Annotated in this window: 23 protein-coding genes, 1 tRNA gene, 1 pseudogene and 1 other annotated feature; of the genes and pseudogenes, 6 read left to right on the plus strand and 19 right to left on the minus strand. The window is 63.3% G+C overall.

Annotated elements, in window-relative coordinates; translation table 11 throughout:
• Positions 1 to 20: 20 nt before the first annotated feature.
• Positions 21 to 449: a type II toxin-antitoxin system VapC family toxin gene (locus ACAty_RS02325; RefSeq protein WP_004870553.1), complete on the minus strand. Its 429-nt coding sequence runs from the start codon at positions 447 to 449 to the stop codon at positions 21 to 23.
• Positions 446 to 691 (minus strand): type II toxin-antitoxin system Phd/YefM family antitoxin, encoded by a 246-nt coding sequence (locus ACAty_RS02330; protein WP_038471530.1) that lies wholly within the window; start codon positions 689 to 691, stop codon positions 446 to 448. The genes ACAty_RS02325 and ACAty_RS02330 overlap by 4 nt, the downstream gene beginning before the upstream one ends.
• A 155-nt stretch (positions 692 to 846) precedes the next feature.
• Between ACAty_RS02330 and ACAty_RS02340 the strand changes: the two are divergent.
• Together ACAty_RS02340 and ACAty_RS16610 are read left to right on the plus strand one after the other, a co-directional pair.
• Positions 847 to 2,065, plus strand: a pseudogene (locus tag ACAty_RS02340) (IS3 family transposase).
• Positions 1,125 to 1,241: a sequence feature (AL1L pseudoknot), on the plus strand. It overlaps the preceding pseudogene by 117 nt.
• Before the next feature lie 526 nt (positions 2,066 to 2,591).
• Positions 2,592 to 2,786 carry a DUF2256 domain-containing protein gene (locus tag ACAty_RS16610; RefSeq protein ID WP_081254410.1) on the plus strand — a complete coding sequence of 65 codons (195 nt, stop codon included), beginning with the start codon at positions 2,592 to 2,594 and terminating at the stop codon, positions 2,784 to 2,786.
• An 18-nt stretch (positions 2,787 to 2,804) separates the two neighbouring features.
• On the opposite strand, the gene ACAty_RS02350 is transcribed toward ACAty_RS16610, so the two are convergent.
• The 9 genes from ACAty_RS02350 to ACAty_RS02390 form a co-directional block, all read right to left on the minus strand.
• A complete protein-coding gene (locus ACAty_RS02350) occupies positions 2,805 to 4,469 on the minus strand; it encodes a cation:proton antiporter (protein WP_004870556.1) in 1,665 nt (554 codons plus the stop codon).
• Positions 4,470 to 4,637: 168 nt separating this feature from the next.
• Positions 4,638 to 4,895: a hypothetical protein gene (locus ACAty_RS02355; protein WP_014002284.1), complete on the minus strand. Its 258-nt coding sequence runs from the start codon at positions 4,893 to 4,895 to the stop codon at positions 4,638 to 4,640.
• Between the two features lie 83 nt (positions 4,896 to 4,978).
• Entirely contained in the window at positions 4,979 to 5,311 is a 333-nt protein-coding gene (locus tag ACAty_RS02360; RefSeq protein WP_004870558.1) for a hypothetical protein, read from the minus strand.
• A 261-nt stretch (positions 5,312 to 5,572) separates the two neighbouring features.
• The gene (gene argC, locus ACAty_RS02365) at positions 5,573 to 6,607 is read right to left on the minus strand and encodes an N-acetyl-gamma-glutamyl-phosphate reductase (RefSeq protein ID WP_004870561.1); all 1,035 of its coding nucleotides are present in this window, start codon (positions 6,605 to 6,607) and stop codon (positions 5,573 to 5,575) included.
• Between the two features lie 85 nt (positions 6,608 to 6,692).
• Positions 6,693 to 7,079 (minus strand): 30S ribosomal protein S9, encoded by a 387-nt coding sequence (gene rpsI / locus ACAty_RS02370; protein ID WP_004870562.1) that lies wholly within the window; start codon positions 7,077 to 7,079, stop codon positions 6,693 to 6,695.
• A gap of 13 nt (positions 7,080 to 7,092) precedes the next feature.
• A complete protein-coding gene (gene rplM / locus ACAty_RS02375) occupies positions 7,093 to 7,521 on the minus strand; it encodes a 50S ribosomal protein L13 (protein ID WP_004870565.1) in 429 nt (142 codons plus the stop codon).
• Positions 7,522 to 7,585: 64 nt separating this feature from the next.
• Positions 7,586 to 7,936, minus strand: coding sequence for a hypothetical protein (locus ACAty_RS02380; RefSeq protein WP_004870567.1), 351 nt, complete (start codon positions 7,934 to 7,936; stop codon positions 7,586 to 7,588).
• A 132-nt stretch (positions 7,937 to 8,068) separates the two neighbouring features.
• A complete protein-coding gene (gene cydB, locus ACAty_RS02385) occupies positions 8,069 to 9,157 on the minus strand; it encodes a cytochrome d ubiquinol oxidase subunit II (protein ID WP_004870568.1) in 1,089 nt (362 codons plus the stop codon).
• A gap of 71 nt (positions 9,158 to 9,228) precedes the next feature.
• Positions 9,229 to 10,686: a cytochrome ubiquinol oxidase subunit I gene (locus ACAty_RS02390; protein WP_004870570.1), complete on the minus strand. Its 1,458-nt coding sequence runs from the start codon at positions 10,684 to 10,686 to the stop codon at positions 9,229 to 9,231.
• A 378-nt stretch (positions 10,687 to 11,064) separates the two neighbouring features.
• On the opposite strand from ACAty_RS02390, the gene pgi reads away from it, so the two are divergent.
• The 4 genes from pgi (at position 11,065) to ACAty_RS02410 (ending at position 16,671) form a co-directional block, all read left to right on the plus strand.
• Positions 11,065 to 12,687 carry a glucose-6-phosphate isomerase gene (pgi, locus tag ACAty_RS02395; protein WP_004870573.1) on the plus strand — a complete coding sequence of 541 codons (1,623 nt, stop codon included), beginning with the start codon at positions 11,065 to 11,067 and terminating at the stop codon, positions 12,685 to 12,687.
• 94 nt (positions 12,688 to 12,781) lie between these two features.
• Positions 12,782 to 13,942: a D-alanyl-D-alanine carboxypeptidase family protein gene (locus ACAty_RS02400; RefSeq protein WP_004870575.1), complete on the plus strand. Its 1,161-nt coding sequence runs from the start codon at positions 12,782 to 12,784 to the stop codon at positions 13,940 to 13,942.
• A 62-nt stretch (positions 13,943 to 14,004) separates the two neighbouring features.
• Complete coding sequence (locus ACAty_RS02405; protein WP_038471535.1) at positions 14,005 to 16,482, plus strand: penicillin-binding protein 1A; 2,478 nt, start codon at positions 14,005 to 14,007, stop codon at positions 16,480 to 16,482.
• A gap of 9 nt (positions 16,483 to 16,491) precedes the next feature.
• Positions 16,492 to 16,671 (plus strand): hypothetical protein, encoded by a 180-nt coding sequence (locus tag ACAty_RS02410; RefSeq protein WP_004870580.1) that lies wholly within the window; start codon positions 16,492 to 16,494, stop codon positions 16,669 to 16,671.
• On the opposite strand, the gene ACAty_RS02415 is transcribed toward ACAty_RS02410, so the two are convergent.
• From ACAty_RS02415 to ACAty_RS02450, 8 genes are all read right to left on the minus strand, one after another.
• Positions 16,663 to 19,704: an efflux RND transporter permease subunit gene (locus ACAty_RS02415; protein WP_004870582.1), complete on the minus strand. Its 3,042-nt coding sequence runs from the start codon at positions 19,702 to 19,704 to the stop codon at positions 16,663 to 16,665. The genes ACAty_RS02410 and ACAty_RS02415 overlap by 9 nt on opposite strands.
• On the minus strand, positions 19,701 to 20,756 hold the full coding sequence (locus tag ACAty_RS02420) for an efflux RND transporter periplasmic adaptor subunit (RefSeq protein ID WP_004870584.1): 1,056 nt from the start codon (positions 20,754 to 20,756) through the stop codon (positions 19,701 to 19,703). Before ACAty_RS02420 ends, ACAty_RS02415 begins: the two co-directional genes overlap by 4 nt.
• On the minus strand, positions 20,753 to 22,195 hold the full coding sequence (locus tag ACAty_RS02425) for a TolC family protein (protein ID WP_226824247.1): 1,443 nt from the start codon (positions 22,193 to 22,195) through the stop codon (positions 20,753 to 20,755). The genes ACAty_RS02420 and ACAty_RS02425 overlap by 4 nt, the downstream gene beginning before the upstream one ends.
• Positions 22,185 to 23,543 carry an ATP-binding protein gene (locus ACAty_RS02430; RefSeq protein WP_004870587.1) on the minus strand — a complete coding sequence of 453 codons (1,359 nt, stop codon included), beginning with the start codon at positions 23,541 to 23,543 and terminating at the stop codon, positions 22,185 to 22,187. The genes ACAty_RS02425 and ACAty_RS02430 overlap by 11 nt, the downstream gene beginning before the upstream one ends.
• The gene (locus tag ACAty_RS02435) at positions 23,540 to 24,211 is read right to left on the minus strand and encodes a response regulator (protein ID WP_004870589.1); all 672 of its coding nucleotides are present in this window, start codon (positions 24,209 to 24,211) and stop codon (positions 23,540 to 23,542) included. Before ACAty_RS02435 ends, ACAty_RS02430 begins: the two co-directional genes overlap by 4 nt.
• Before the next feature lie 43 nt (positions 24,212 to 24,254).
• Positions 24,255 to 24,554: a PepSY domain-containing protein gene (locus ACAty_RS02440; protein ID WP_004870591.1), complete on the minus strand. Its 300-nt coding sequence runs from the start codon at positions 24,552 to 24,554 to the stop codon at positions 24,255 to 24,257.
• Positions 24,555 to 24,736: 182 nt separating this feature from the next.
• The gene (locus ACAty_RS02445) at positions 24,737 to 25,684 is read right to left on the minus strand and encodes a ribose-phosphate pyrophosphokinase (protein WP_004870593.1); all 948 of its coding nucleotides are present in this window, start codon (positions 25,682 to 25,684) and stop codon (positions 24,737 to 24,739) included.
• A 46-nt stretch (positions 25,685 to 25,730) separates the two neighbouring features.
• Positions 25,731 to 25,805, minus strand: a tRNA-Gln gene (locus ACAty_RS02450).
• Between the last annotated feature and the right edge of the window lie 4 nt (positions 25,806 to 25,809).

A 25,809-nucleotide genomic window follows, 5' to 3' on the forward strand; every position in this document is an offset into this window, starting at 1 on the left:
GTTGTCCACAGCAACGCACATTAGCCTTTACCGATGGAGGTGCTGATGCCTACCTTACTGGTCGCCTCCGCCAGGTCAGCATCGAGAGTTGCCAGTGGCAGCCCTTCGCGGAGGGCCAATTCCAGGTAGGCAGCATCGTAAACAGACAATCGGTGGCGGCGGGCTAGGTTAAGGGTATCCCCCGTGGCCTGCTTAGCGGTCGCTGAGTCTACCACGATGTTGAGTTGGCCCAGCAGAGCTAGATAACGCTGTGAATCCGCCTCGGTAAGTTGACCTTTCCCCTCCAGCTTGCAGATGACATTGCCCACCTCGAGAAAGAACAGGGAAGGCACCACGGAACGCCCCTCTTTCAGTTGCTCCAGAACGCCCTGGGCGTAGGGCACGCCAGCAGGCTGGGTACTCGGGATCAGCCAGAGAAGAGCGACGGAGGCATCCAGAACAAAGTTCATGCTCGCCCCTCGTCCCTGAGCGCACGGATATCGACCGTTGCTTTGGAGGGGCGCGACGCCATGAAAGACAACATTTCTTCTGCGGCCCTACTAAAGACGGCCTGATGGCACGTTTCTGCCGGAACCAGCTCGGCTATTGGCTCTCCTCGCAGAGTAATCGTGTAGCGCTTGCCAGTTTGTATACCCCGCAGCAACTCGGGTAGCTTTGTCTTCGCCTCATAGGATCCAACCTCGATATTCATCGCGCACTCCTCAGCCTAGTCGCTACAGACTAGCATACAGACTGGACTAGTTTATTCAAGGGGCCTACGAAACCGAAGCCTTCTCCGGAGCAGGACTGAATCCCCCCGGTTTTCGTGGAGGCTCTGGAGTGTGAAAAAATGGAGCCATGGATACCATGAAATCGAGTCAAAAGGTTCCGCGGGAAGTACAGTCTCGCGCAGTGCGATTGGTGGAGGAGCATCGAGAGGAGTATCCCTCCCTTGCGGCTGCGCTGCAGTCGATTGCGCCGAAGATTGGTTGCACCCCCAAGACGTTGCGGGTGTGGGTGAATCAAGCCGCAGTAGAGGCCGGCAGCCGGCCCGGGATGCCAGCGTCGGAACGACAGCGCATCCAGGAACTGGAGCGGGAGGTCAAGGCGCTGCGGCGAGCCAATGAGATCCTGAAGCTGGCCAGCGCGTTTTTTGCCCAGGCGGAGCTCGACCGCCGATGCAAGCGCTGAGGAGTTTTGTCGACCAACACCGCCGGTCCTATGGGGTCGAGCCTATCTGCCGGGTCTTGCAGATAGCTCCATCGGGATACCGCCGCGCCGTGGCGTGCCAGAAACATCCCGAATGGAGAAGCCGGCGAGCCAGGCGAGATGAGGAGCTCTTATCCGCTATCCGCTCGGTCTGGGAAGGGAGCCGGCGGGTCTATGGAGCCGTCAAGGTTTGGCACAAACTGCGCAAGGAGGCACGGTGGCACGCTGTACCGTCGAGCGCCTGATGCGCTCTCAAGGTTGGCAGGGGGTCCGACGCGGCAAGCGGCAAAAGACGACGATTGCTGACCAACAGCAGCCCTGTCCGCAGGATTTGGTGCAGCGAGATTTTCGTGCCGAGCGGCCCAACCAGCTCTGGGTGGCAGACTTCACCTATGTGTCGACCTGGGAAGGGTGGACCTACGTGGCCTTCATCATTGATGTTTTCTCCCGCAGGATCGTCGGTTGGCAAACCAGCACCACCATGCACACGGACTTTGTTCTGGATGCTCTGGAGCAGGCCATCCACTCCCGGCGCCCCGGCCAAGGACTCACGCACCATTCTGACCGAGGCTCACAGTACCTTAGCATTCGCTATTCGGAGCGGTTAGAAGAAGCGGGTATTGCGGCTTCCGTGGGCAGCAAGGGGGACTCCTACGACAACGCCTTGGCCGAGACCGTCAATGGTCTCTACAAAGCCGAAGTCATCCATCACCGCGGTCCCTGGAAGAACCGGACATCTGTGGAGTGGGCCACCTTGGAATGGGTCCACTGGTACAACACGGATCGGTTGTATGGACCCTTGGGATACATCAGCCCAGCAGAAGCAGAGGAGAACTACTATGCTCAGTTGAAACTGTCCACCTCAAAAGCAGCATGAGGAACGAATAAAGCCCTCCACAAAACTCGGGGGGATTCAGGGTGGCTTGAAGTCCGCCATGCTTGGCGGCACCCCGCTACGTCTATACTAGTATCTTTCCGTGAGTTTGCAAGTAGGCTTCGTGGGTGTCACGCGGCTGGCGTGGGTGCTCTGAAAGTCATATTATACGGGCGATGCAGGCGAATCCGGCGCGACACTTGCGCGACAGCGCGGAAGTGACGAGAGATGATTTAGGATGACGGGGAATGATAGTGTAGTGTTCAAATTATTGATATTGATGATGTCAGGAAAAGCGACGAATGGCGGGCATGGGGCAAAAATGGGCTACGTTGGACTCCGAATCCAAAGTTCACTGGTTCGAATCCAGTATCGCGCACCAATTACATCAAGGCTCCGGGAGGCATCCTGGGGCTTTTTTCTTTGCCGATTTGATTTTCCGCGATTCTGCCGATAGTAGAGAAAACCTCGGAGGATTTTCCCGTGTCCGGGTCTCTGACGAGTCTTCTAGACGGCCTCGGTTTTCGTCATGGTAGGGTCAGCCGCCGTGCACAAAGGTAACAAACAATCGCTACCCACCAAGATTTGCGCGCATTGCGGGCGGCCCATGACCTGGCGTCGGGCCTGGGCTCGCTGCTGGGACGAGGTGCGTTATTGCAGTGAGGCCTGTCGTCGGCGAGCGCGGCAAGGTCGCGCTGAAACGCCACCCTCGGGGAAGCGTTGACCGAGACCCTGCGCCGACCTATTCCGCGGACGGATCCGTGCCGCTTTCGGGGGACCGGGCAGCCGCAGCAGCGCCCGCCTCGCTTTCCTGGGTACGTAGCTCCTCGAGCCAACGTTCTCGCAGTGCGCGCGGCTGCGATTCCAGATCCAGGGTTTCCGCATCGAGATCGGCGCGCAGTTCGTCGAAGGTTCGCTGGCTGATGAGTCCCGCCTGCTGGGCGTCCAGGAGTCGCTTTTTCTGGCGCGCCAAAAGGCGCTGGTACAGGCGCGTAAAATCCCCCTGAAGGCGTTTGGCTGGGTCAAAGTCGAGGTTGCCGAGACTCGCCCGCGAGCTTTCCTGGATGGCGACAAAATGCTTGCGGATGAGTTCGACCGCTTCCTCGGAGTAGAACTCCTCGCGCCGCAGACGCTCCAGATCGTCCAGGGTCCCCTGGGCGAGGCGCAGGCGCATGCGGCGGGCCTCCAGAACACTCCAGCGATCGTTGGGATCGATGATGCCGAGGCTCTTGGCGATGGGAGTCATGGTCAGGCCCTGGATGAGGATGGTCAGCAAGACGACGCCGAAGACCAGATTGACGAGGATCTCGCGGTAGGGGAAATGGGGCGGTAGGCTGAGCACCAGAACCATGGACAGCGCACCGCGCACCCCACCCCAGAGGAGGATGAAATGCCAGATCCAGGGGATGTGCGAGCGGGTCTTGCTGAGCAAGGCGCCGACGCCATAGACCACGCTGGCGCGGGCAAGGGTGATGGCGACGTAGGCGGCGAGAATGAGCGGCCAGACCCGGAAAAGCTCCGGCAGGTGAATGGTAAAGCCCACCAGCAGGAATACCAGGGAATTGAGGACAAAACCCAGATACTCCCAGAAGGTGTTCACGGCCAGACTGACGCTAGGGGCCATGCCTTGACGAATGCCCGTTGCGCCGCAGACGAGGCCCGCGGCCACGGTGCTGATGACCCCCGAATACCCCAGCTGATCGGCAGCCAGAAAACTGCCGTAGGCGGCCAGGATCGTGAGGGTGATCTCCACCATGGCGTCGTCCACGCGCTTGATCCACTCTGCCGCCAACCAACCGATGAAGCCGCCAACCAGAATACCGCCGCCGACGATCTCCAAAAAACTGGTGGCCAGAGACGTCCAGTGGGCGGAGGAGCCCATGGCAATGCCGAGAAAAAGCGTGAAAAAGACAATGGCGGTACCGTCGTTGAGCAGGCTTTCGCTCTCCACGAGCAGGGTGAGGCGGGCGGGCGCCTGCAATTGCCGAAAGATGGCGACCACGGAAATGGGGTCCGTTGCCGCGACCATAGCCCCAAAAACCAGGGCAATGCCGAAGGGCATGACCACTCCCTCCAGGTCGCCCAGAAAGTGGCTGCTCCAAACGAAGACGGCGGCAGTCAGAACGATGGAGAGAAGCACTCCCGGCACCGCCAGACCAAAGATGGCAAGGCGGTCGCGCCAGAGGGCCGAAGCGGGAAGGTGATAGGCCGACTCAAAGATCAAGCCCGGCAGAACCACATTGAAAAGGAGATCCTGGCTCAGCACCGGCGCCTGAAAAAGCTTCAAGGACCCCAATAGCAGGCCGCCGAGGACGAGCGCCACCACATAGGGTATGCGCACCCGATTGGCGATGACGGCCAGGAGCGATGCGCAGACGAAGAGGATCAGAAGGGTTTCCGGATTCATGCTGAGGCCCTAACCCATTAGGTCGTTGGTGACGCTCAGGATACCGGAAATGGACGCGGGACGCCCGTCAGGCAGCGCCGGCGGCAGTTCACAAACGAAGAGCCCACACGTTGCCGACCGCGCAGGTGCAGGCTCTCCAGCGGCAGGAACCGCGCCGGGATAGTAGCCCTATTGGCCGTTGAGGGTTCTTTCGATACTGGGCAGTGCGGCCCCCACACCGGCGCCAACGGCGCCGCCAACGGCCGCGCCAAGCGCCGGATTACCGCCAGCGACGGCGCCCAGCACCGCACCGCCCGTGGCACCAATGGCACCGCCACTCAGGGCGCGTTGGCCCGTGGGGCTCATGTTTGCGCACCCGGCAAGACCGAGCACCGCCAGAGCCAGAATGCCCGCTCGCAGTATCGTTACGGGGTTATGCGTCGTCATAGTAGTCCTCTCTTCTCTATCCATATGCGAACTTGGACCTGGGGTCATTCCGAAGATTCCCAAGGCGGAATCGGAGTGTAAAGTCAATCGTCGTCCCAGTGACCCCAGTGCCCCTCGTGATGCCAGCGACCGGCCCAGGGCGGCGGACCATGCCGCTTCCAGCGACGCCCTTCCGGGACCACGTAGTATCCAGGCGCCGGAGGAGCTACGTAGTACACTGGGCGCGGCGGCGCCACCACCACCGGCGGGGCGTAGTAATAGCGTGGGGCTTGGCCCAGATACAGGCTCGCCCCGGGGATCGCCACACCCAGAGAAAAATCGTCCGCCCGCGCGCTCTGGCTGGCTACCGTGGCCAGCACCGCGCTGCTAAGCATCAGGCCGAGAATGACCGCACGGTACCCTCTGTGTGCTTTCATAGGTCTTGCTCCGTTAGAATCCTCAATATCAACATAAGCATAAACCATGCCATGCTGCACGGCGCCGTACCACGGGTGCTTTTTCGTACCTGTCGCCGCAAAGACTGTGGCAAGACGTCGACAATTCTCGTCGGAAAAGCTCAATATATTGAATATAATGAAAAATTATTGTCGCTAGGGAGATTCTCCCAGACCCTGGCCGGACACGAAAGCCCGTCCCCTTGCACCCATCACCCGGGGGGAGCGGTTTTCGCGCTGGTCTCAGGGAAGCAAGGCGATTGGTTCCAGACCGAGGGTCTCAGGAAAATCAAAAAGCAGGTTCATGTTCTGCAGGGCCTGGCCAGCGGCACCTTTGACCAGATTGTCGATGACCGAGAGGACGACCACCTGGCCCGGTCGCGGCTGGTGTATGGCGATGCGGCAGACGTTGGCGCCACGCACGGAGCGGGTTGCCGGATGGGAGCCCCAGGGCAGTACATCGACGAAGGGCTCCTGCGCGTAGCGGTGCACATACGTGTCCTGCAGCTCGGTATCGGCCACGGATCGATTCAGGCGAGCGTAAAGGGTTGCGTGGATGCCGCGGATCATGGGCATGAGGTGAGGGCTGAACTGCAGCTCCAGTTCCTGTCCGCTGCTGCGACGTAGCACCGACTCGATCTCGGGCCGGTGGCGGTGCCCACTGATGCCGTACGCCTGAACATTGTCGGCCGTCTCGGCGAGGATGAGCCCCAGACGCGCCGTTCGGCCTGCGCCACTGGCACCGGATTTGCAGTCGGCAATGAGACTGTCCGTGTGCAGGAGACCTGCCTGCAGGAGCGGATGCAGGCCGAGGATGACCGCCGTCGGATAACAGCCGGGGTTGGCCACCAGGCGACTATTCCGGATCTCCTCGCGAAAGAGCTCCGGTAGGCCGTAGCTGGCCTCAGCCAGAATATCGGTGGCGCTGTGGGCGAGGCCGTACCAGTGCTCGTAGCTGGCGGGGTCTTTCAGACGGAAATCGGCGCCGAGGTCGATGACCCGAACCCCTGCAGCAAGGAGTTCGGGTGCCATGTCCATGGCAACGCCGTGAGGCGTGGCGAAAAAGACGAGGTCGAGCCCGCGCAGGCGGGCGAGGTTCGGCTCCTCGTAACACAGCGTGGTGTGTCCGCGCAGGTTGGGGAAGTGATCGGCGAGGCTCTGCCCTGCCTCGGCGCGGGAGGTGACGATTTCCAGGCGTACCTTCGGGTGCCCCAGCAGGAGCCGTACCAGCTCAACACCCGTATAACCCGTACCGCCGACAATCCCGACTCGAATCATGGTGCCCACCTAAAAGCCTGCCAATCCGTCTACTGCCAATGAAAAAGCCGCCCTGGGGCGGCTTTCGGCTAGCGGCAATCCACCATCAGCGTTTGGAGAACTGATGGCTACGCCGTGCCTTGTGCTTGCCCACTTTCTTGCGTTCCACTTCGCGCGCGTCGCGGGTAACGAACCCGGCGCTGCGTAGCGGGCGACGCAGGGTTTCGTCGTAACGCATGAGGGCGCGGGTAATTCCGTGACGGATGGCGCCCGCCTGACCACTGGCACCACCGCCGCTGACGTTGACCAGAATGTCGAACTGGCTGCCGTGCCCCGTGAGTTCCAGAGGCTGGAGGACGATCATGCGCGAGGTCTCGCGGCCAAAGTACTCTTCAAGGCTACGCTTGTTGATGACGATCTTGCCCGAACCACGCCGCAGGTAGACGCGCGCCGTGGCACTCTTGCGTCGTCCGGTACCGTAATACTGTTCCATGGATTTCTTCGCCTTAAATGTCGAGAGGGCGGGGCTGTTGGGCCGAATGCGGATGCTCGGCACCGGCGTATACCTTGAGCTTGCGGTACATGGCCCGACCCAAGGGATTCTTGGGCAGCATACCCTTGACCGCGATCTCGATGACGCGCTCCGGATGCGTTTCCATCATCTTCTCGAAGGATGCGCTCTTGAGGTTGCCGACATAACCGGTGTGGCGATAGTACATCTTGTCCTTGGCCTTGTTGCCGGTGACGGCGACCTTGGCGGCGTTGACGACGACGATGTAGTCTCCGATGTCCGCATGCGGCGTGAACTCTGGCTTGTGCTTGCCGCGCAAACGACGGGCCAGCTCCGCGGACAGGCGACCAAGCACCTTGTCGGTAGCGTCAACAACGAACCAGTCCCCTTGTACCTCGTGGGACTTGGCGGAATAGGTTTTCATCGGGAAACTCCGGTTAGGGGTTCTTTGCCAAGGGTGCAGATACTACCCATCCGGCGAAGCCCTGTCAACGTAAGCTCTGATCCACCCTGGTGCTTCCTTCCTCCGCGCGGCGCTTGCTGGCGGCCTCGCGGACATCGGATGGCGCCGACGCTCCTTTGCTGGTGACGCGCAGGTTGGCGCGCAGCAGGGTCCAGAAGCGCCGGTAGCGTGCCCTTTCCTCATCCAGGGCGAGCAGGCGGCTGGTGATTTCCGCCGGCGAGGCTTCGGGCAAGGACTGGATGATGCTCTGCCACTGTCGCTCCAGCACGCTCTGACGCTCCGAGATGGCGGCGAGTACCTCGGCAAGGTCCGGCGTCCCCGGACTCTGACTGGTGTGGCAACGGCTCAGTCGACTGAGAAGGTGTATGGCGCTCACGGTGGGTCCTTTCAAGCAGGTCTTGCGGCAATATCTTTATGGTGGGTAGACCAGAGGAAGGCCATAAAGTTGCGTCGGAGGAAACGAAAAAGGGGCCACGCGGGCCCCGATGCGTTTTGCTCTGGACGATTACTAGTGTCCGCCGTAGACGCTCTTCTTGGTGAAGCGACCGCGGAAGACCCAGATCTGGTACCAGTTGTACATGATCATCACCGGCACGAATCCCGTCATGAACAGGGTGAACACCGCCAGTGAGTTGGCCGGGTTGGCTGCCGCCTCGATGGTCCAGGTGTTGGGCACGATGTAGGGGTACATGCTTGCCCACATGGCGGCCCAGAGGGAAACCACGACCGCCTCCCCCCAGAGCAGGGCAGTGAAGTCGTGACCGCTGCTGTGGTTGGTCATGGATTGATAGGCGAAGGAGAGGGTCAGCAACAGCCAGCCTGCCCAGATGTACCAGTAAGGGCCGGTCCACTTGGCAGCCGCCCAGGGGAAGACGGCGTAGGACCAGACGATGGTGACCACGATGGCGGCCAGTGCCAGGAGCGAAAAGACACTGGTCCAGGTCTTGGCCCGCTCGTGGATGACATCCCCGGGAACGAACCGGGCACAGAGATAGAGTCCGCCGGCAAGCCCCGCCGCTATGACCGCTCCCACCCCCGTCCACAGGGAGAATGGGCTGAGCCAGTGCATGGCCGTGCCGGAAAAGTGCAGGACCGGAGTGGTGTAGTTGCCGCTGTCCACCCCCCCGATGGCGAGGCCCGACGCCATGGGGAAGCCCTGCAGGGTGGCGCCCAGGGCGACCCCAGCAAAGAAGGTCGCAATGAGGCTGCCCAGCGCGAAGAACCAGCCCCAGATCTTGCGGCTGCTGCGTGCGTGGATATGGAACTCGAAGGCCACGGCGCGCATGATGATGGCCCACAGCGCCAGCATCAGCGGAACCATCAGGTAGTTGAAGGCAGAGCCGTAGACGAGGGGAAAGGCGCCGAAAAGGACACCGCCAGCCACCACGAGCCAGGTCTCGTTACCGTCCCAGAAGCCGGCCATGGACGCCATGATGGCGCCGCGCTCGTCCTCATCCTTGGAAAAGAGGGCAAAGATGCCCGCTCCAAGATCCGCCCCGTCCAGGGCAATGTAAAACAGAAACATCAGACCCAGCAGCAGCCACCACCAGGTGGATAGGGCAGAACTGATGTTTAGTATGTCGTGGCTTAATTCCATGATGGCGCTCCTTGTTTCTCACGGCGGGGCCGGCGCCGTGCCGACCCCGCTGCCGGGTTTCCGTTACGGCCTCAGCGATTCCGTTCCAGGACGGGCTTGGCGAAGCTCGGCCGCGCATGACCACCGCCAGCGTGGCTTTCGTCCTCTTCCGTGTGGTGGAACAGGGTATCCGAGGGAGCGATATCGTCCACACCCTTGGCAATGACCCGGGTGAAGAAGTACCAGGCGCCTGCCCAGACCACGAGTTCGAAGACGATGTAGCCCGCGAACCAAGCGATTTCCTGGGCCACGCTCATGTGACTCACGCCTTCATAGGTGCGCATCATGCCGTACACGAGCCAAGGCTGGCGACCGATCTCACGCACCCACCAGCCGGTCCAGATGGCCAGGTAGGGCAGGAGGCTCGACAGCACCAGGGCACGTAGGAACCAGGGACGCTTCTGCAACTCCCGCGCCGTGAGCTTGCCCCGCAGGCGCAGCCAGTTGCCCCACAGGGCCACGAAGAAGAGGAAGAAGCCGATGGCTACCATGACCCGGAAGGCATAGAAGGGTACCCAGACATCCGGGCGATCCTTGGCCGGGAACTGATCCAGACCTTTCACCACGCCGTTCCAGGTGTGGGTCTCCAAGAGGCTCAGGACGTGGGGGATGCCGATCGCAAAGACGTTGCCATCGTTCTGGGCATTGGGGATGGCGATGAGGTTCCAGGAGGTATTGGGGCTGCCATCGGGCAGGTAGGTGTGGTAATGCCCCTCCATGGCCGCCAGGGAGGTCGGCTGCGTGTCCGCCACATCCTTGCCGACACTGTCACCGATATAGATCTGGATAGGGGTGACGATGAGCAGCGCCAGGAGCGTGGGCTTCAGCAACTTGGTGAAGAGGTCGGCGTTGCGGTTCTTCAGGATGAACCAGCCTGCCACTCCGGCAAACACGAACAGGGACAACTCGACGGTCGCCACCCACATGTGTGGGAAGCCCCAGACGAAGTTGTCATTGAAAATGGCGTGCCACCAGTTGGTCACCTGGAAGAGGCCGTCCTTGAGCACCACGCCGTTGGGCGTCTGCATCCAGGAGTTGGCCATCAGGATCCACATGGCCGACAGGCTCGAGGACAGGCCCACGTTGAAGGTCGCAAAGGCGTGCATGGCCTTGCTCACCTTACCCCAGCCGAAGACCATGAGGCCGATGAAGCCCGCCTCGTACATGAAGGCAGTGATGGTCTCAAAGCCCAGGATGTTGCCGAAGAAGGGCCCTGCAGCCTGGGAAAAAGGCCCGTAGAGGATGCCGAAGGCCATCTCCATGGTCACACCGGTGGCCACACCGGCACCGAAGTTGATGATGAAGATCTTTTCGAAAAAGCGGTTGAGCTTGTACCAGCGCTCGTCACCGGTCTTGAGCCAGGCTATCTCCAAAGCGAAGAGCAGCCAGGACATACCGATGGTCAGCGGCGTCCAGAGGATATGCATGGTGGTGATCCAGGCAAAGTCCAGACGGCTGAGCAGGACCGGCAAGCTGTTTTCAATGATCATGATAGGTACCCCCCAGGTTACTTTTGACTTTTATCCAATTGAACCCATTACAAAAATTTCCGGACAGACAGGAGCAATCGCTGTGCCACGCTTTGGTGCAAGGCAAGGACCTGTAAAATCAGGAGATGGTAATATTCGGCGGGGTAGGTTTGTTCAAAAGCACCGGTATGTCGGTTCAAAAGACCCACCATCGAGCAAATCACCCAATATAATCATATATCAAGACCAACATGTCCTGATAATCCCCGCTTTTTTCCACGGGGTATCCCAGGTTGGCTTGCGCTTTTTTCTTGCCGCTACGCCGTGCCTCACCTAAGCTCAAGAAGACCCGCCCGGCAGTCCCGGTCGCGTCACCCCCGGAATCGGAAGAGGTGAGGTATGACGGAAAAAACTTTGGTAGATCTGGCCACTTGGCAGGATTTGCACAAGCAGGCGGCGGCGTGGCGCGGACGCCATCTGAAGGATCTGTTCGCCGAGGATCCGCAGCGTGGCGAGCGGTATCGCGCCGAGGCCTGCGGACTATACCTCGACTATTCCAAGAACTGGTTGGACGAGGCGGCTCTGGCTGGCCTCTTCAAGCTTGCCGAGGAGCGGGGTTTGGCGGCGCGGCGCGATGCCATGTTCGCCGGCGAGCATATCAACGTCACCGAGGACCGTGCTGTCCTGCATGTCGCCCTACGCCTGCCGGCCTCGGCGCACTGCGTGGTGGACGGCGCGGACGTCGTACCCGAGGTGCAGGCCGTACTCCAGCGCATGGCGGACTTCAGCGCCCGCGTGCGCGACGGCAGCTGGCTCGGGGCCAGCGGCAAGCCGATCCGGACGGTCATCAACTTGGGTATCGGCGGCTCTTACCTCGGCCCGGAGATGGCTTACCTAGCTCTGCGCCGCTTCCGCCATCCGCGTATCGAAGTGCGTTTTGTGGCTAATGTGGACGGCGCCGCCCTGGAGCAGGCCCTTGCCCGCCTCGATCCGGCGGAGACCCTCTTCATCGTCGCCTCCAAGACCTTCACGACCCTGGAGACCATGACCAACGCCCGCGCCGCCCGCCAGTGGCTGGTGGCAACCTTGGGAGAAGCGGCGGTCGCCCAGCATTTCGTCGCCGTCTCCACCAACGCCGAGGCAGTGCGGGCCTTTGGCATGGACACCGAGCACATGTTCGGTTTCTGGGACTGGGTGGGCGGCCGCTATTCCATGGATTCGGCCATCGGCTTGTCCACCATGATCGCGGTGGGCGCCGAGGCCTTTTTTGACCTGCTCGCCGGTTTCCATGCCATGGACGAGCATTTTCGAACTAGCCCCCTTCGGCAGAATCTGCCGGTGCTGCACGGCCTCATCTCCGTCTGGTACAACAACTTCTTCGGCGCCCAGAGCCAGGCCGTACTCCCCTATGCTCAGGATCTGCGCCGTCTGCCGGCCTACCTGCAACAGTTGCAGATGGAGAGCAATGGCAAGTCCGTCGATCTTCAGGGCCGACCCCTGCCCGTGGACAGCGGCATGGTCATCTGGGGCGAGCCGGGTACCGACGGCCAGCACTCCTTTTACCAGCTCCTGCACCAGGGTACCCGTCTCATTCCCTGCGATCTCATTGGCTTTCTGGAGCCTTTGGCGGAATCTGGCGCACAGCACGATCTGCTCATGGCCAACCTCATTGCCCAGGCAGAAGCGCTGGCCTTTGGCAGGACTGCCGAACAGTTGCGGGAGGAGGGCGCAGCGCCGGCGCAAATACCCTTTCGCGTCTGCCCCGGTAACCGCCCCAGTAATATCCTGCTGCTGGAGGCGCTGACGCCGCGGGCCCTGGGCATCCTGGTGGCCTTCTATGAGCACAGTGTGTTCACCCAGGGGGCCATCTGGGGTATCGACTCCTTCGACCAGTGGGGCGTGGAGCTCGGCAAGGTGCTGGCGCTGCGTGTCCTCGAAGATATCCAGGGCAAGGCGCAGCACGCCCACGACAGCTCCACCCAACAGATCCTCGCCCGCTATCGGGCAGCACGCAAGGGTTAGGCTCCCCGGGGCGCTGGCGCCCCAGGGCCGGGAACTTTCGGGCGGCTTCCGCCTTCCAAGGGACATTCCGACAAGCCGAATGTGCCGCACGACCATGAAGCCATCCCTGCCCGTTTTGGGTCTAGCCACGCTTTTTTCCACGCAGATTGCCCTGGGCGGTGTACCGCCCCTGCCCAGCCCACCGCCGCCACCGCCCATGCCAGCTCCGCAGATTTCCGGGGTGCAGGCGGCCGTGCTGTTGGATGTGCAGACGGATCAGGTGCTCATGGATGAGCACGGCAATCGTCCCCTCAACCCTTCGGGGCTCGTCAAACTGATGACGGCCTACCTGCTCCTGCAGGCGGAGCACCAGGGGCTGGTGCGTCCGGACCAGAACGTGCAGGTGTCGGATCGTGCGTGGCATGCCCAGGGTTCGCGGATGTTCATCCAGCCGGGCCTGCCGGTGACCGTGGCGCAGCTCGAACGGGGTCTGCTCATCGATGGCGGCAACGACGCCGCCATCGTCATTGCCCAAACCGTGGCCGGGAGTGTGTCGGGTTTCGTGGATCTCATGAATCGCGACGCCGCCGAGATGGGGCTGAAGCACACCCACTTTGCCAATCCCGATGGTCTGCCAGCGCCGGATCAGCGCAGCACGGCTCTGGACGTCGCGCGTCTTGCGCGGATCCTCATCGAGAATCACCCTTCGGTGCTGCAGGTGGCGGGGCAGCCCAAGTACACCTACAACCACATCACCCAGTACAACTACAATCCGTTGGCGGGTGAGAAAGGCATCAACGGTCTCGGTGTGGGGCTTGCATCCAGCAAGCATTGGGATCTGGCGGTGAGTGCCAGCCGCGACGGTCGCAGCCTCGTGGCAGTGGTCCTTGGAGCAGCCTCCCGCAGCAGTGCTGGAGCCGATGCCAGCGCCTTGCTGCACTACGGTTTTCACGGCTGGCAGCAGCACACCGTCTACGCCGCTGGGGCCCGGGTGGGAGAGATTCGCCACCTTTCCTGGAGTCCCGAGACCCTGGCGGTGACTACACCCAAGGCCATCGAGGTGGCGGTCCCGCGGGGCGGTATGGGTAAATTGAGCAGCCAGTTCGTTCCGGCGCCGGGACTCGCCTTGCCCATACGGGCCAGGGAAGTGGTGGGTCAACTGGAGCTGCGCTGGCAGGGGCGACTGCTGAAATCGGTGCCTGTGCAGGCGGCGCAATCCGTGCACCCTGCTGGTCTCGTCACCCGGCTCTGGCATCGCGTGCGGGCTTGGCTGTGAGATGGGTGCTGGACTGCAGATGCAGATTCTGATGCGTGGCCGCGTGGTGAGGGCGCTGGGGCATGGGTTCCGGCGTGCGTAGGCTGCGGCCTTGGCTCCTGTGGGGTCTGCTTTCCCTCGTCCCTCTATTTCTGTTGGTGTTGGCGGGCTTGGGGGTGTGGACCTACCGCCTCTGGGAGAGCCTGCCCGCCGTGCATCAGCTGGAGGACTGGCATCCGCAGGAGCCGCTGCGCATCTATGCCGATAATGGTCAACTGCTCGAGGTCATCGGTCCGCAGTTGCGTTATGCTCTGCCGCTGCAAAAGATTCCCCGCCACCTGCAGGAGGCCTTCATCGCCGCCGAGGATGCGAGCTTCTATAGTTCCAATCCCTTCTACTATCCGGTGAGCTTTCCCGGTATTGCGCGGGCCGCCTGGGTGGATCTCACGCACCTTGCGCCGGTGCAGGGGGCGAGCACCATTCCGGAGCAGGTGGCCCGGGATTTTTACCTGAGTCCCAAGAAGACGGTGACGCGCAAGGTGGCGCAAATCCTCCTGGCCTATAAACTGGCGGCGCACCTCGATCGCCAGCAGATTCTCGATCTCTATCTGAACAAGATCTATCTTGGTGAAGGTGCCTATGGGGTGCAGGCCGCCGCCAAGACCTATTATGGCAAATCGGTGGATCAGCTGACGTTGGGCGAGATGGCCACCCTGGCGGGTCTGCCGGCCGCACCCTCGGCCTTCAATCCCATTGCCTCGCCGGCGGCTGCCAAGGCACGCCGCGACTACGTCCTGCGCCGCATGGCCCGACTTGGCTTCATCACCGCAGCTCAGGCACGGGCGGCTAGCGCCGAGCCGATCCGCGCGCGCTATCATGCCCCCGCCAGCAATGTGGCGCCCTATGCCACGGCCTGGATACGGCACTGGCTGGAGTCCCATTTCGGCGCCGATTTCACCTATCGCAGTGGTCTGCGTGTCTACACCAGTATCAATCCCGTGGATCAGCGGGCGGCGGATCGCGACATGGCAACGGGTCTGGAGAATTACGCCATGGGTCTGGACAGCATGGACCCCAAGGCCTGGCACGGGCCCATCGCCCAGTTGCACGGCGCAGCACTGGCCAGCGCCGTACACGGCACCCGACCGCCCTTGCTGCCCGAACACGATCCGGCCAATCTCCACTGGGCAGTGGTGCTGAAGGCCTCGGCCCGGAGTGCAGAGCTTTCCCTGCAAGGACGTCAGCGGGTGACGCTCAGCCTGCGCGATGTGCGCTGGGTGCGCTTGCCTCCCAGTGGGCGGGCGCCACAGGCGGTCGATCAGGTATTGCAGCGGGGCGACCTGGTCTGGCTGCGTCACTATGTGGCCGCGGCGACGGCGGGGACGGGCAACCCAGTCTGGGGTAGCAAGGTCTGGCATTCCGTACCCCACGGGGGGTGGCAGCTCACCCAGATTCCCCACGTGCAGGGGGCCTTGGTCTCTCTGAATAGTCACAGCGGGGGCATCCTCGCCCTGATGGGCGGCTTCAGCTACGAACTCAGCCATTTTGATCGTGCCCTCTACGCCTATCGCCAGCCGGGCTCGGGTTTCAAGCCCTTCGTCTATGCTGCGGCCATCGATGCGCCGGCGCTTCTGGCCAGCGGTCACCGGGGCTACTTCACGCCGGTATCCCTCATTGCCGATACGCCGCTCGTCATCCATCTGGCCAACGGGCAGATCTATGCGCCCACCAACTACAGTCGAACGTTCTCGAAGACCCCCTTCCCCATCTGGGAGGATCTTGCGGACTCGCACAATGTGCCCAGCGTCCGTCTCCTCATGGATGTGGGCATACCCTACGCCCGCGCTTACGTGGAGCGTTTTGGCATACCGGCAAAACAGATTCCCGCCAGTCCGTCCATGGTCCTCGGTTCCGGCGACTTCACGCCCTTGCAGATTGCACGGGCCTACGCCACCTTCTCCAGCGGTGGCTTCCTGCCCCATCCCTACCTGATCCGCAAGATTCTGACCCGCAATGGAACCCAGGTGTCCTTACTGGATTGCCCGCTGGGCTACCGCCCACCGCCCAAGGATACGGTGATCCCTCCCGGAGTGGCCTATCTGCTCACGCGGATGATGGAACGGGTGATTCGGGAAGGCACCGGGGTGGCGGCGCAGATCCTGCATCGTCACGATCTGGCCGGCAAGACGGGTACCACCAACCACGAGGACAATGCCTGGTTCAATGGCTACAACCCCGACGTCACCACCTCCGTCTGGGTGGGTTACGACGACAATCACAGCATGGGCACCTGGGCGGCCGGCGCCCGCGAGGCTCTGCCCATTTGGATCCGCTACATGCACACGGCCCTCAAGCCCTATCCGGATATCGGCTTTTTCCAGCCACCGGATGTCGTGACCGCTCGTTACGATCCCAAGACCGGTACCCTGGTGTCCAAGGACGATCCCAAGCGCGGCAGCAAAATCGGCTATTTCCTGGCGGGCTACCTGCCGCCCTCGGCCAAGGCCGAGCGACGTTCGCAGCTGCGCAGCTTCATCCACGCCCTGATGCATATTTTCTAGGAGCTTCCCGTGACCGATCCGCGCGCAGAGTATTCCCGGCAACCGTCATCGCGTGGCCGCGAGATTCTGGCCGTGGTCGTCCTTCTGCTGGTTTTCGCCCTGGCCTATATGCTTCTTCACGCCTGGCTGGTGCAGGTCCCCGATCACCCCGACCCGCACCCTTTGCACGTCATCGCTCCGTCACGCTGAAGTCCTTTTCCCGAAGGCTTTGGTAAGGAGCGCATACATCGCGGGCATTACCAGCAGTACCAGCGGTATCTCGAACACCAGGCCAGCGATGATGGCTACGGCCAGGGGGGCCTGCATCTGGGCACCGGCGCCGATCCCCAGAGCCAGGGGCAAGAGCGCCAGGATGGCGATGAGCGCGGTCATGAGCACCGGCCGCAGGCGCACCTGTCCCGCCCGGATGAGTTCTTCGGGACGGTCGTTGCGCAGCTCGGCAAAGTAGAAAATGGCGGTTTCGGTAACGATGCCGACGATCATGGTCATGCCGATCATGGCCGTGAGATTGCGCTCGATTCCCGTAAGCCACAGGCCGATGAAGGTGGCGCCCAGGGCCAGCAGATCGGTGGCGAGGATGGCCAGGACCACGGAGAAGCGCTCGTAGAGAAAAAGCAGGAGCAAGGCGACGAGCAGTATGGCCGCCAGGAGCACCAGGGCCAGTTGCTGCATGGCACGCTGTTGCTCGGCATACAGACCGCCGTAGACCACCTGCACGCCCGCGGGCAGGCTCAGGCCGCGTACCACCCCTTTGACATCGGCCATGGTGCTGCCCAGGCTGCGTCCTTCGATGCGGGCGGTAACGGCCACCATGGGCTTGAGGTTTTCCGAGCGCAGTTCCGCCTGACCCGGCGCCACCCGGATGTCGGCCACATCGCGCAACTGGAAGTAGTGCCCGTCGGGGGCGAGGATGGGCAGGCGGCCGAGATCGTGGATGCGCTGCCACAGGGCGTGGGGGCCACGCAGGCGGATGCCGATGGTCTCTTCCGGCAACGGTATCCGGCTGGCGATCTTGCCATCCATCAGCACCTGCAGCTGACCCGTGATCTGTCCCGGGGACATGCCTTGAATCGCTGCGCGCACGGGATCGATGCGGATATCGACGCCGTCGCCCACCACCGTCACGCCATCGAAAATCTCCGTGACACCGGGCACGCGGGCAATGGCCTTGGCCACCCGCGGCGCAGTCCGCTCCAGCACCGCGGGGTCACTGCCAAAGAGCTTGATCTCGACGGGCTGCGGCACCGCGGTGAGGTCGCCGATCAGATCCTCCATGAGTTGACCCGTTTCTACCCGCAGGCCAGGCACGCGATCGTGGATCTCTTGGCGCAGGCTCGCCATGATCTGCCAGATGTCGCGCTGACGATGCTCCTTGAGGCGGATGAAAAAATCGCCGGTGTTGGCCTCGGTGAGACCGCCGCCCAACTGCAGGCCGGTGCGGCGCGAATAGCTGGCCACCTCGGGCGTATGGGCGAGGATGTCCTGCACCTGGTTCAATAACCGGTCGGTCTCGGCCAGAGAGGTTCCGGGTGGAGCGGTGTAGTCCAGGACGAAACCGCCCTCGTCCATCTCGGGCATGAAGCCACTGCCCACCTGGCTGTAGGCAAGGAGGGAGAGGACCAGGAGGGTGCCCACCGTGGGCAGGAGCAGCAGGGGACGGCGTAGGAGGGCGCCGATGCCCCGGCGGTACCAGCGCCCCAGGCTTTTCTGGAAACGGCCTTCGTGCTCCACCGCTTCGGCGTCGCGCTGACGCAGCAAGAGCTCGGCAAGCAGTGGCACGGCGATGAAGGCGACCAGGAAGGACACCACCAGTGCTGAGGCGATGGCGATGGCCAAAGCCTGGAAGAACGCGCCGGAAACGCCGGAGAGAAAGGCCAGCGGCGTGAAGATCACGATGGTGGCGGCGGAGGAACCGGCCAGGGGCCGGGCAAGTTCCAGCGCCGTCGGCAGGATGGGCAGGGGTCGTCCGGCCTCGCTGAAGCGGTGCATCAGATGCTCCAGCATCACCACGGCGTCGTCGATGATGAGGCCCACTGCCGCGGCCATGCCGCCCAGGGTCATGATGTTGAAGCTCATGTGAAAGACGTAGAGCATGAGCACGCTGGCCAGCAGTACGGCGGGCAGGGTGATGGCGACGATGAAGGTCAGCCGCAGATTGCGCAGGAATGCGAGCAGGACCAGGGCGGCCAGCACGGCGCCGATGAGGATGGCATCGCGCACACTGCCGGCGGCGGCGGTGATGAGTTGGCTCTGATCGTACCAGGTGTGAATCTGTACCCCGGCGGGCACGTGCAGATCGGGAGAGGCCAGGGCTGCGCGCAGGGCGCGGTCGATGGCTACGGTATTGCCGCCCATCTGCTGACGGATGTTGAGGAGCACGGCATTCTTGCCGTTGGCCGTGACCGTGGTCCACTGGGGCACCGTATTTGCCTCGACCCGCGCCACATCGCCAATATTCACCACGCCATTGGGACCGCTCTTGAGGATGATGGCGGCGATGGCCTGGCGACTGCGCACCGGACTTTCGCTGAGGATCTGGTACAGTCGGTAGTGGCGCTGCAGGCGGCCCACGGCAGTGATGACGTTGCCCTCCGCCAGGGCCTTTTCCACATCGCTGGGGGTCAAGCCGTAGGCCTGCAGGCGCATGGGATCCACCACGACTTGATATTCGCGCTGCTCTCCGCCCTGGACATCGACGCCTGCGACGCCCTTCAGGGCCAGCAGGCGCGGGCGCAGACTGTAGTAGGCCCAGTGCCTCAGGGCTACGGGATCCAGGTCCTTGGAGGTGAGGGAGATACCCAGCACCGGGAAAACCGTAGGATCCATGCGCTGGGCGTGGTAGGTGGTGTCTGGCGGCAGTTTGGGCAAGGTCTGATTGATGGCCGCCTCCGCCTGCAGGAGGGCTTCGTTCATGGGCGCGCCCCAGGCAAACTGGACGGAGATCTCGGCGGCGCCGCGGCTGGTGGTGGCACGGATCTTCTCGACCCCCGGCACGCCGCGCAGCGCCTGTTCCAGGGGCAGGGTGAGGGCCGTCTGGGTCTCGGCAATGGGCATGTTGCCGCTATCGGCAGACACCACGATGCGTGGGAAGGTGATCTGCGGGAACAGGGCGACGGGCAGGCGCAAGGCCGTGAAGGCACCGCCCAGGACCAGCAGCGCGAGCAGAAACAGCAGCGAGCGGCGGTGTTGCAGCAGCCACTCCCCGAGGGCTGCGTGCTTCATGGCTGGCCATCCGTGCGCAGCAACATGTGCTCGTGCAGCTCGTAATTGCCGAGCGTGACGACGGCCTCACCGACCTGGAGACCGCTGCGTATCCCTTGCCAGTGACCGTCCCGAGGGCCAAGCTCGAGCCAGCGCCGCTGGGCCCGGCCGTGTACGGCGATGAAGGCGTATGGCCGCCCCTTGTCGGTGAGGACGGCGCTATCCGGCACGGCCGGCATGCGCAGGGAGCGCAGGCGGATCTGCGCCGATACCATGCTGCCGGGCAGGAAGGGGCTATCTGCGGGCAGACTCACCACAGCTTGGGCCAGGTGGGTGCGTGGATCCACCTGCGCGTATATCTGGCGGATCTTGCCCGCGATCACGGCACTACCCCGCTCTAGACTCTGCACCCGCACATCGTCGCCAACGTGCACCCGGGCAAGATCTTCGGCTTCGATGCCCAGCACCACCCGCATCTGCCGACCTTTTTGCAGCTGGATCAGGGCCTGCCCGGCAGGAACGAGATCGCCGGCCTTGGCAAAGACCTGGGTGATGACGCCATTGCCCGGGGCACGCAGTACCCCGCCCTGCAGGGGCGCCAGGCGCGTGGCCAGGGCGTGGTAGTCCGCCGCTGCCTTGTCGCGGTTTTGCCGGGCGGTGGCCAGCTGGGCGTTGGTGGCCAGTTGTCGGGAGAGTAGGGATTCGGTGCGGTGCAGATCTTCTTCGGCAAAGCGCAGATTGATTCGGGCCTGTTCCAGCATTTGCCGATCGTTACTGGACGGATTCAAGCGCAGCAGGCCCTCGCCTTTGCGCACCTCTTGCCCAGGGGCCACCAGAACCTGCTGGATGAGGGCTTCCGCCTGCAGGCTCAGGGTCTGGGCTCCCTGGGGATCGAATTCCACTGTGCCGTAGGCGCGCAGATCCTCATGTAGCTCGTGGACCGCAACATCCTGGAGCTGGACTTTGGCGGAGACTTCCGCCGCTGCCGTGTTGGGAAGGCTAAGGGCAAGCCAGGGTGCGAGTACTAGGGTCGTGGCAAAGCGTTGCAGGTAGCGATGGCGAGGCTGGGTCATGGCGTTTTCCAGGTGGACCAGGGAGAACCGACGGCAAGCTCCAGGGCAACTTCCTGCTCGGCAAAGCTCTGCTCCAGGGCTGCCAGCTGCAGGGATTTGCTCAGGGCCTGACCGCGCAGGGTTTCGTAATCGAGGAGGGTGACGTTACCTTCGTTGAGGGCGGCGTCCAGGCGCTGGGCTTCTGCCTGCAGGGCCGGAACCTGCTCGCGCAGCAACTGGATTTCCCGACGCAGGCGTTGTAGATCGGCGACCAGGGCGTGGATGTCGGCGCGGGTCTGGAATAGGCGCGCCGTGTAGTCCGCGTGGAGCTTTGCCCGGGTGGCTTCGGCCTCGGCGATGACGCCCCGGTTAGCATTGAAAAGCGGCAGCGTGAGGCTCACGTTGGGTCCCCAGGTCTGGACGTTGGAGGTATCGGCGGCACGGGTCAGGCCGATGGACAGTCCCGGATACTGGCCAAGAATGGCGCGGCGCAGGCGCGCATCCTGGGCGCTGTAGCCAGCGCGCAGGGCAGCGAGGTCTAGGCGGTGGCGCAGGGCCAGACGATCCAGCATTTCGGTGGCGGGAATCGTCTCCCGCAATCGCGGGGGAGCGAGCTGCAAGTGCGCGTCGGGTGGTAGCCCCAGCGTTTGCAGGAGTTGGGCGCGTGCCTTGGTCACCTGCCGGGCCAAGGCCAGGGCGCGGTCCTCGCTATCGACGTAAGCAGCGCGCCGCAGGGCCGCCGTGGCCAGATCCAGATCTCCGCGCGCGAGCTCCGCCTCACTCTGCCGCCAGACCTTGCCGGTCAGTTGTGCAGCATCCCGGGCGATGGCCTCTTGCCGTTCCAGGTAGTACAGGCTGCGGGCCTGAAGACGCGCTTGTCCTGCCACGAGCCACTCGCGCCAGGCCACATCGTACCGCACCGAGCGGGCGTTGGCGCGCGCCGCCCGCAGATCCAGAGGGCGGGTGAAGAGACTGCCGATGCTCCAGTTGAGGCTCAGGTTGTAGGCGGTAAAGAGCTGTCCGTTGCCATTGCTGGGGAAGTCTGCGGCCAGGGAGATCTGCGGATCGGGCAGGAGTCCGGCCTGAAAGACCTGCGCCTCTGCCAGGCCCTTTTCCTTGCGCAAGGCGCGCAGGTCCGGGTTGAGGAGTACGGCAATCTGGGCGATCGCCTCACCGCTCAGGGGTGCGGCAAAGTCGATACCCTGGGTCTTCAGGGGCAATTGCGGAAGGGCCTGTGCCAGTTCGCGGTGCAGGCTGGCATCGCTGGGCGGGGCCTTGGCCAGGGGCAGGGCGGTGTAGTGGGCACAGCCGCCGAGGCCAAGGGCCAGGAGCAGCACGGGGAAAAGACCGCCGATCCGAAGCCGCCGGGGGGCTGCGGTTGGCGCCAGGGTGGCGGTAATGCCCGTATCGCGCCCAATCGGTCGCGACCTAAGACGGTGGTAGTCGAATCTAGGGGGCATGGCGGGTCTCCACTGCCGGGGCGGTTCCCCTGGGATGACGGTAAATGAGGCGCAGGCCGCGTCCCTGGGCACCATCGGCCAGTTCGATGGTGCCGCCCAGGCGTGCGGCGGCAGCTCGGATGATGGCAAGGCCGAGGCCGCTGCCCTCGCCCGGACTCTCCGGCAGGCGGAAAAAGGGATCGAAGACCCGCTGGCGCAGCGGCCCGGGAATCCCGGGGCCTTCGTCTTCCACCACGAACTCCAGGGCCGTGTCCGACTCGACGACGCGCAAGGTAACCTGGCTCATCGGCGGACCGTATTGCAGGGCATTGTCCAGGGCATTGGCCAGCAAGGTTTCCAGGGCGATGGGATCGGCGTCTAATGAGAGGCCAGCCGGTGCCGCGAGGCCAAGGTCAATGCGGCGGGCTTCGGCAATGGGTCCGCGCTCGGCAAGCAATCGGTGCAGGAAGGGCTCCAGGGCAAAGTGCTGCCAGATCGTGGCCCGCGATTCCTGCCGCTCGAGACTCAGCAATTGATCGAGCAGGTGGCGGGCGCGCTCCAGCCCCTTATCCACCTGCTCCAGGCGCTGACGGCAGAGGCCAATAGCTTGGGCATTGCGGGCGTTGTCCAACTGTAGGGACAGGGCCGCCAAAGGGGTGCGCAGCTGGTGGGCAGCATCGGCGACAAAGCGGCGTTCGCGCTGGCGCAGTTCGCCGATGCGCTGCAAAAGGTGGGAGATGGCATCGAGAAAAGGTCGCAGCTCCGCCGGCACCCGCCGTTGTGGCCAGTGTAGCGGTGCTTCCGCCGGCTGGCGCTCGAGGTAGTCGGCCATCTCCCGCAGCGGCGCCAGGGCGCGATCCACCAGCAGCCAGGACACCAGCACCAGAAAGGGCAGGAGGATGAGGAAGGGCCAGAGCGTGCGCTCGGCGCCATCTTCGGCCGCTTCGGCCCGCAGCTGGGTCGGCTGCAGGACCGCGAGACCCACTCCTTCGGGATTTGGCCGGACGAAAACCCGCCAGTGGCGCTCGCCGAGTTTCAGGGTATGAAAACCCGGGCCCAGGGATGCGGGCAGGGGGTGGGGCGAGTTCGGGTCGCCCAGGCGTTCCACCAGGAGGCGATTGTCCCGATCGATATCGCCGTAGAGGCGCTCCGGACTCGGGCTGGCGGCGGCGGCCAGGGAAACGTAGCGCGCCGTCTGTGCCAGGACATTATCCTGCATCTCCTGGGCGTCGCGATAGGCGAGCAGATAGGAGGCAACGGCCGCAAGGACACCAGCCCCTAAAATCCAGACGACGAGGGCCCAGGACAGGCGGCGGCGCAGGGAGAAATCGCCGGAACGCAAAGCGTCACGTCCGGTTTTGGTGCTCACCCGCGCCGCTCCACCAGCCAGCCGGCACCGCGGATGTTCTGGATGGCATCGCTACCCAGTTTGCGCCGCAGGCTGTGGATGAGAAAGTCTATGCTGTTGCTCTCCACCTCTTCCCCCCAGGGGTAGAGGCGCGTCTCCAGCTCTTGACGGCTGAAGATGACGCCGGGGCGGGACAGTAAGGTGGAGAGTAGGGCAAATTCCCGCTGGCCGAGGCGCTGTCGTTGCTCCTCTTGCCCCTCCCGCCAGGCTTCGAAGCTCGCCGGATCCATATGGATCTTGCCGTTGCTGAGGATGGCCTGACCGCTGCCGCCCTGGCGCCGCTGCAGCACGCGCAGGCGCGCTAGTAGCTCGCTGCTGGCGAAGGGTTTTACGAGGTAGTCGTCGGCACCGCTGTCCAGACCCTCGATGCGGGTTTCCAGGGCATCGCGGGCGCTCAAGATGATGACGGGCAGGGAGCTACCGCGCTCGCGCAGTTCCCGCAAGAGGTCCAGGCCCTCCCCATCGGGAAGGCCCAGATCCAGCAACAGAACCTCGTGTTCCGGGGGGTTCAGGGCGGTGCGCGCCGTCCTGGCGCTGCGCAGCCAGTCGACGGCATGACCGCCTTCGCGCAGGGCAATGACCAGGGCCTCACCCAGCATGACGTCGTCCTCGATCAGCAGAAGCCGCACGACCCCTCTCTCCCGGTTGTCATCCAGTGCCCAAGGACGAAACTCAGTCCTTGCCGTCGTCCACGGAGTTCTCGAGGAGCTTGCCAGTTATGGCATCCACCCCCACCTCGTGCACGACTTTACCGTTGCGGATGTCAAAAGAGTAGCGCAAGCCACTGCCACCCGCCTCCTTCTCCAGCTCCACATCTTCGATCTGGCCCGGGAAGGTCTTCAGGGCGGTGGCCTTGGCCTGCTCCAGCGAGACCTTGGCCTCCTTGCTGAATTGCTCGCCCTTGAAGGCCATGGCGGTACCACTGACCACGAGGCCGGCGAGGACGACACCAACAACAAGCGCTTTTTTCATGACAGACTCCTGCAGTTTTGGGAACGCCCCATGCGTTCACGAAGCAGAGTGTGCCGGTCGGAACTTAGGAGAAAATTAGCGCCGCCGCCCCCAAGTGGGCGTTGGAAGAACGGGAGGCGGGCGTACTGCCCATGGGCTTGGGGCAGTAGGCGGTGAAGGCAGTTACTGCGCGGTCTCGCCCCTCAGTCCATGAACAGGGAGCTGACGGAGTCTTCTTCGGCGATGCGGCGGATGGTTTCGGCCAAAAGCTCCGCAACGGACAGGACCCGGATCTTGCTGCAGTTGGCGGCGTCTTCCCGCAGCGGGATGGTGTCGGTGACGACGAGCTCGTCCAGATCCGAGGCGGCGATGCGGGCGGTGGCAGAGCCGGAAAGGACGGGATGGGTACAATAGGCGGAGACGCGCAGGGCGCCCCGTTCCTTGAGGGCGTGGGCGGCCTCGCAGAGGGTGTTGGCGGTGTCGACCATATCGTCCACGAGTACGCAACTGCGCCCGCGGACATCGCCGATGATGTTCATGACCACGGACTCATTGGGCCGGGGACGGCGCTTGTCGATGATGGCGAGATCCACCTCCAGACGCTTGGCGATGGCGCGCGCCCGCACCACGCCGCCGACGTCCGGCGAAACCACCATGAGGTCGGGATAATTCTGGCGCCAGATATCGCCCAGGAGAATGGGCGAGGCGTAGATGTTATCCACGGGCACATCGAAGAACCCCTGGATCTGGTCGGCGTGCAGATCCATGGTGAGGACGCGATTGGCCCCGGCGCGGGCGATGAGATCGGCCACCAGCTTGGCCGTGATGGCGGTGCGGGAGCGGGACTTGCGGTCCTGTCGCGCGTAGCCATAGTAGGGGATCACCGCCGTGATGCGATTGGCGGAAGCGCGTTTGAACGCGTCGATCAGGGTCAGCAGTTCCATGAGGTGGTCGTTGGTGGGCGCGCAGGTGGGCTGAATGGCGAAGACATCGCGTCCACGGACGTTTTCGAGAATCTCGACGAAGACCTCGCCATCGCTGAAGGTGCTGACGTCGGCCCGACCCAGGGGAATTTGCAGGAAGCGCGCCACCTGGGTCGCGAGGCGGGGATTGGCGTTCCCGCTGAAGACCATGAGATTACCGTGGGACATGCTGGAAGACTTCCTTTGACTCGGCCTCAGGGCGCGACAATGCAAATGGCTGGGGCGCCAGGATTCGAACCTGGGAATGCCGGAATCAAAATCCGGTGCCTTACCGCTTGGCTACGCCCCAAAAA

It is taken from the genome of Acidithiobacillus caldus ATCC 51756 (assembly GCF_000175575.2).
Lineage (GTDB): Bacteria > Pseudomonadota > Gammaproteobacteria > Acidithiobacillales > Acidithiobacillaceae > Acidithiobacillus_A > Acidithiobacillus_A caldus.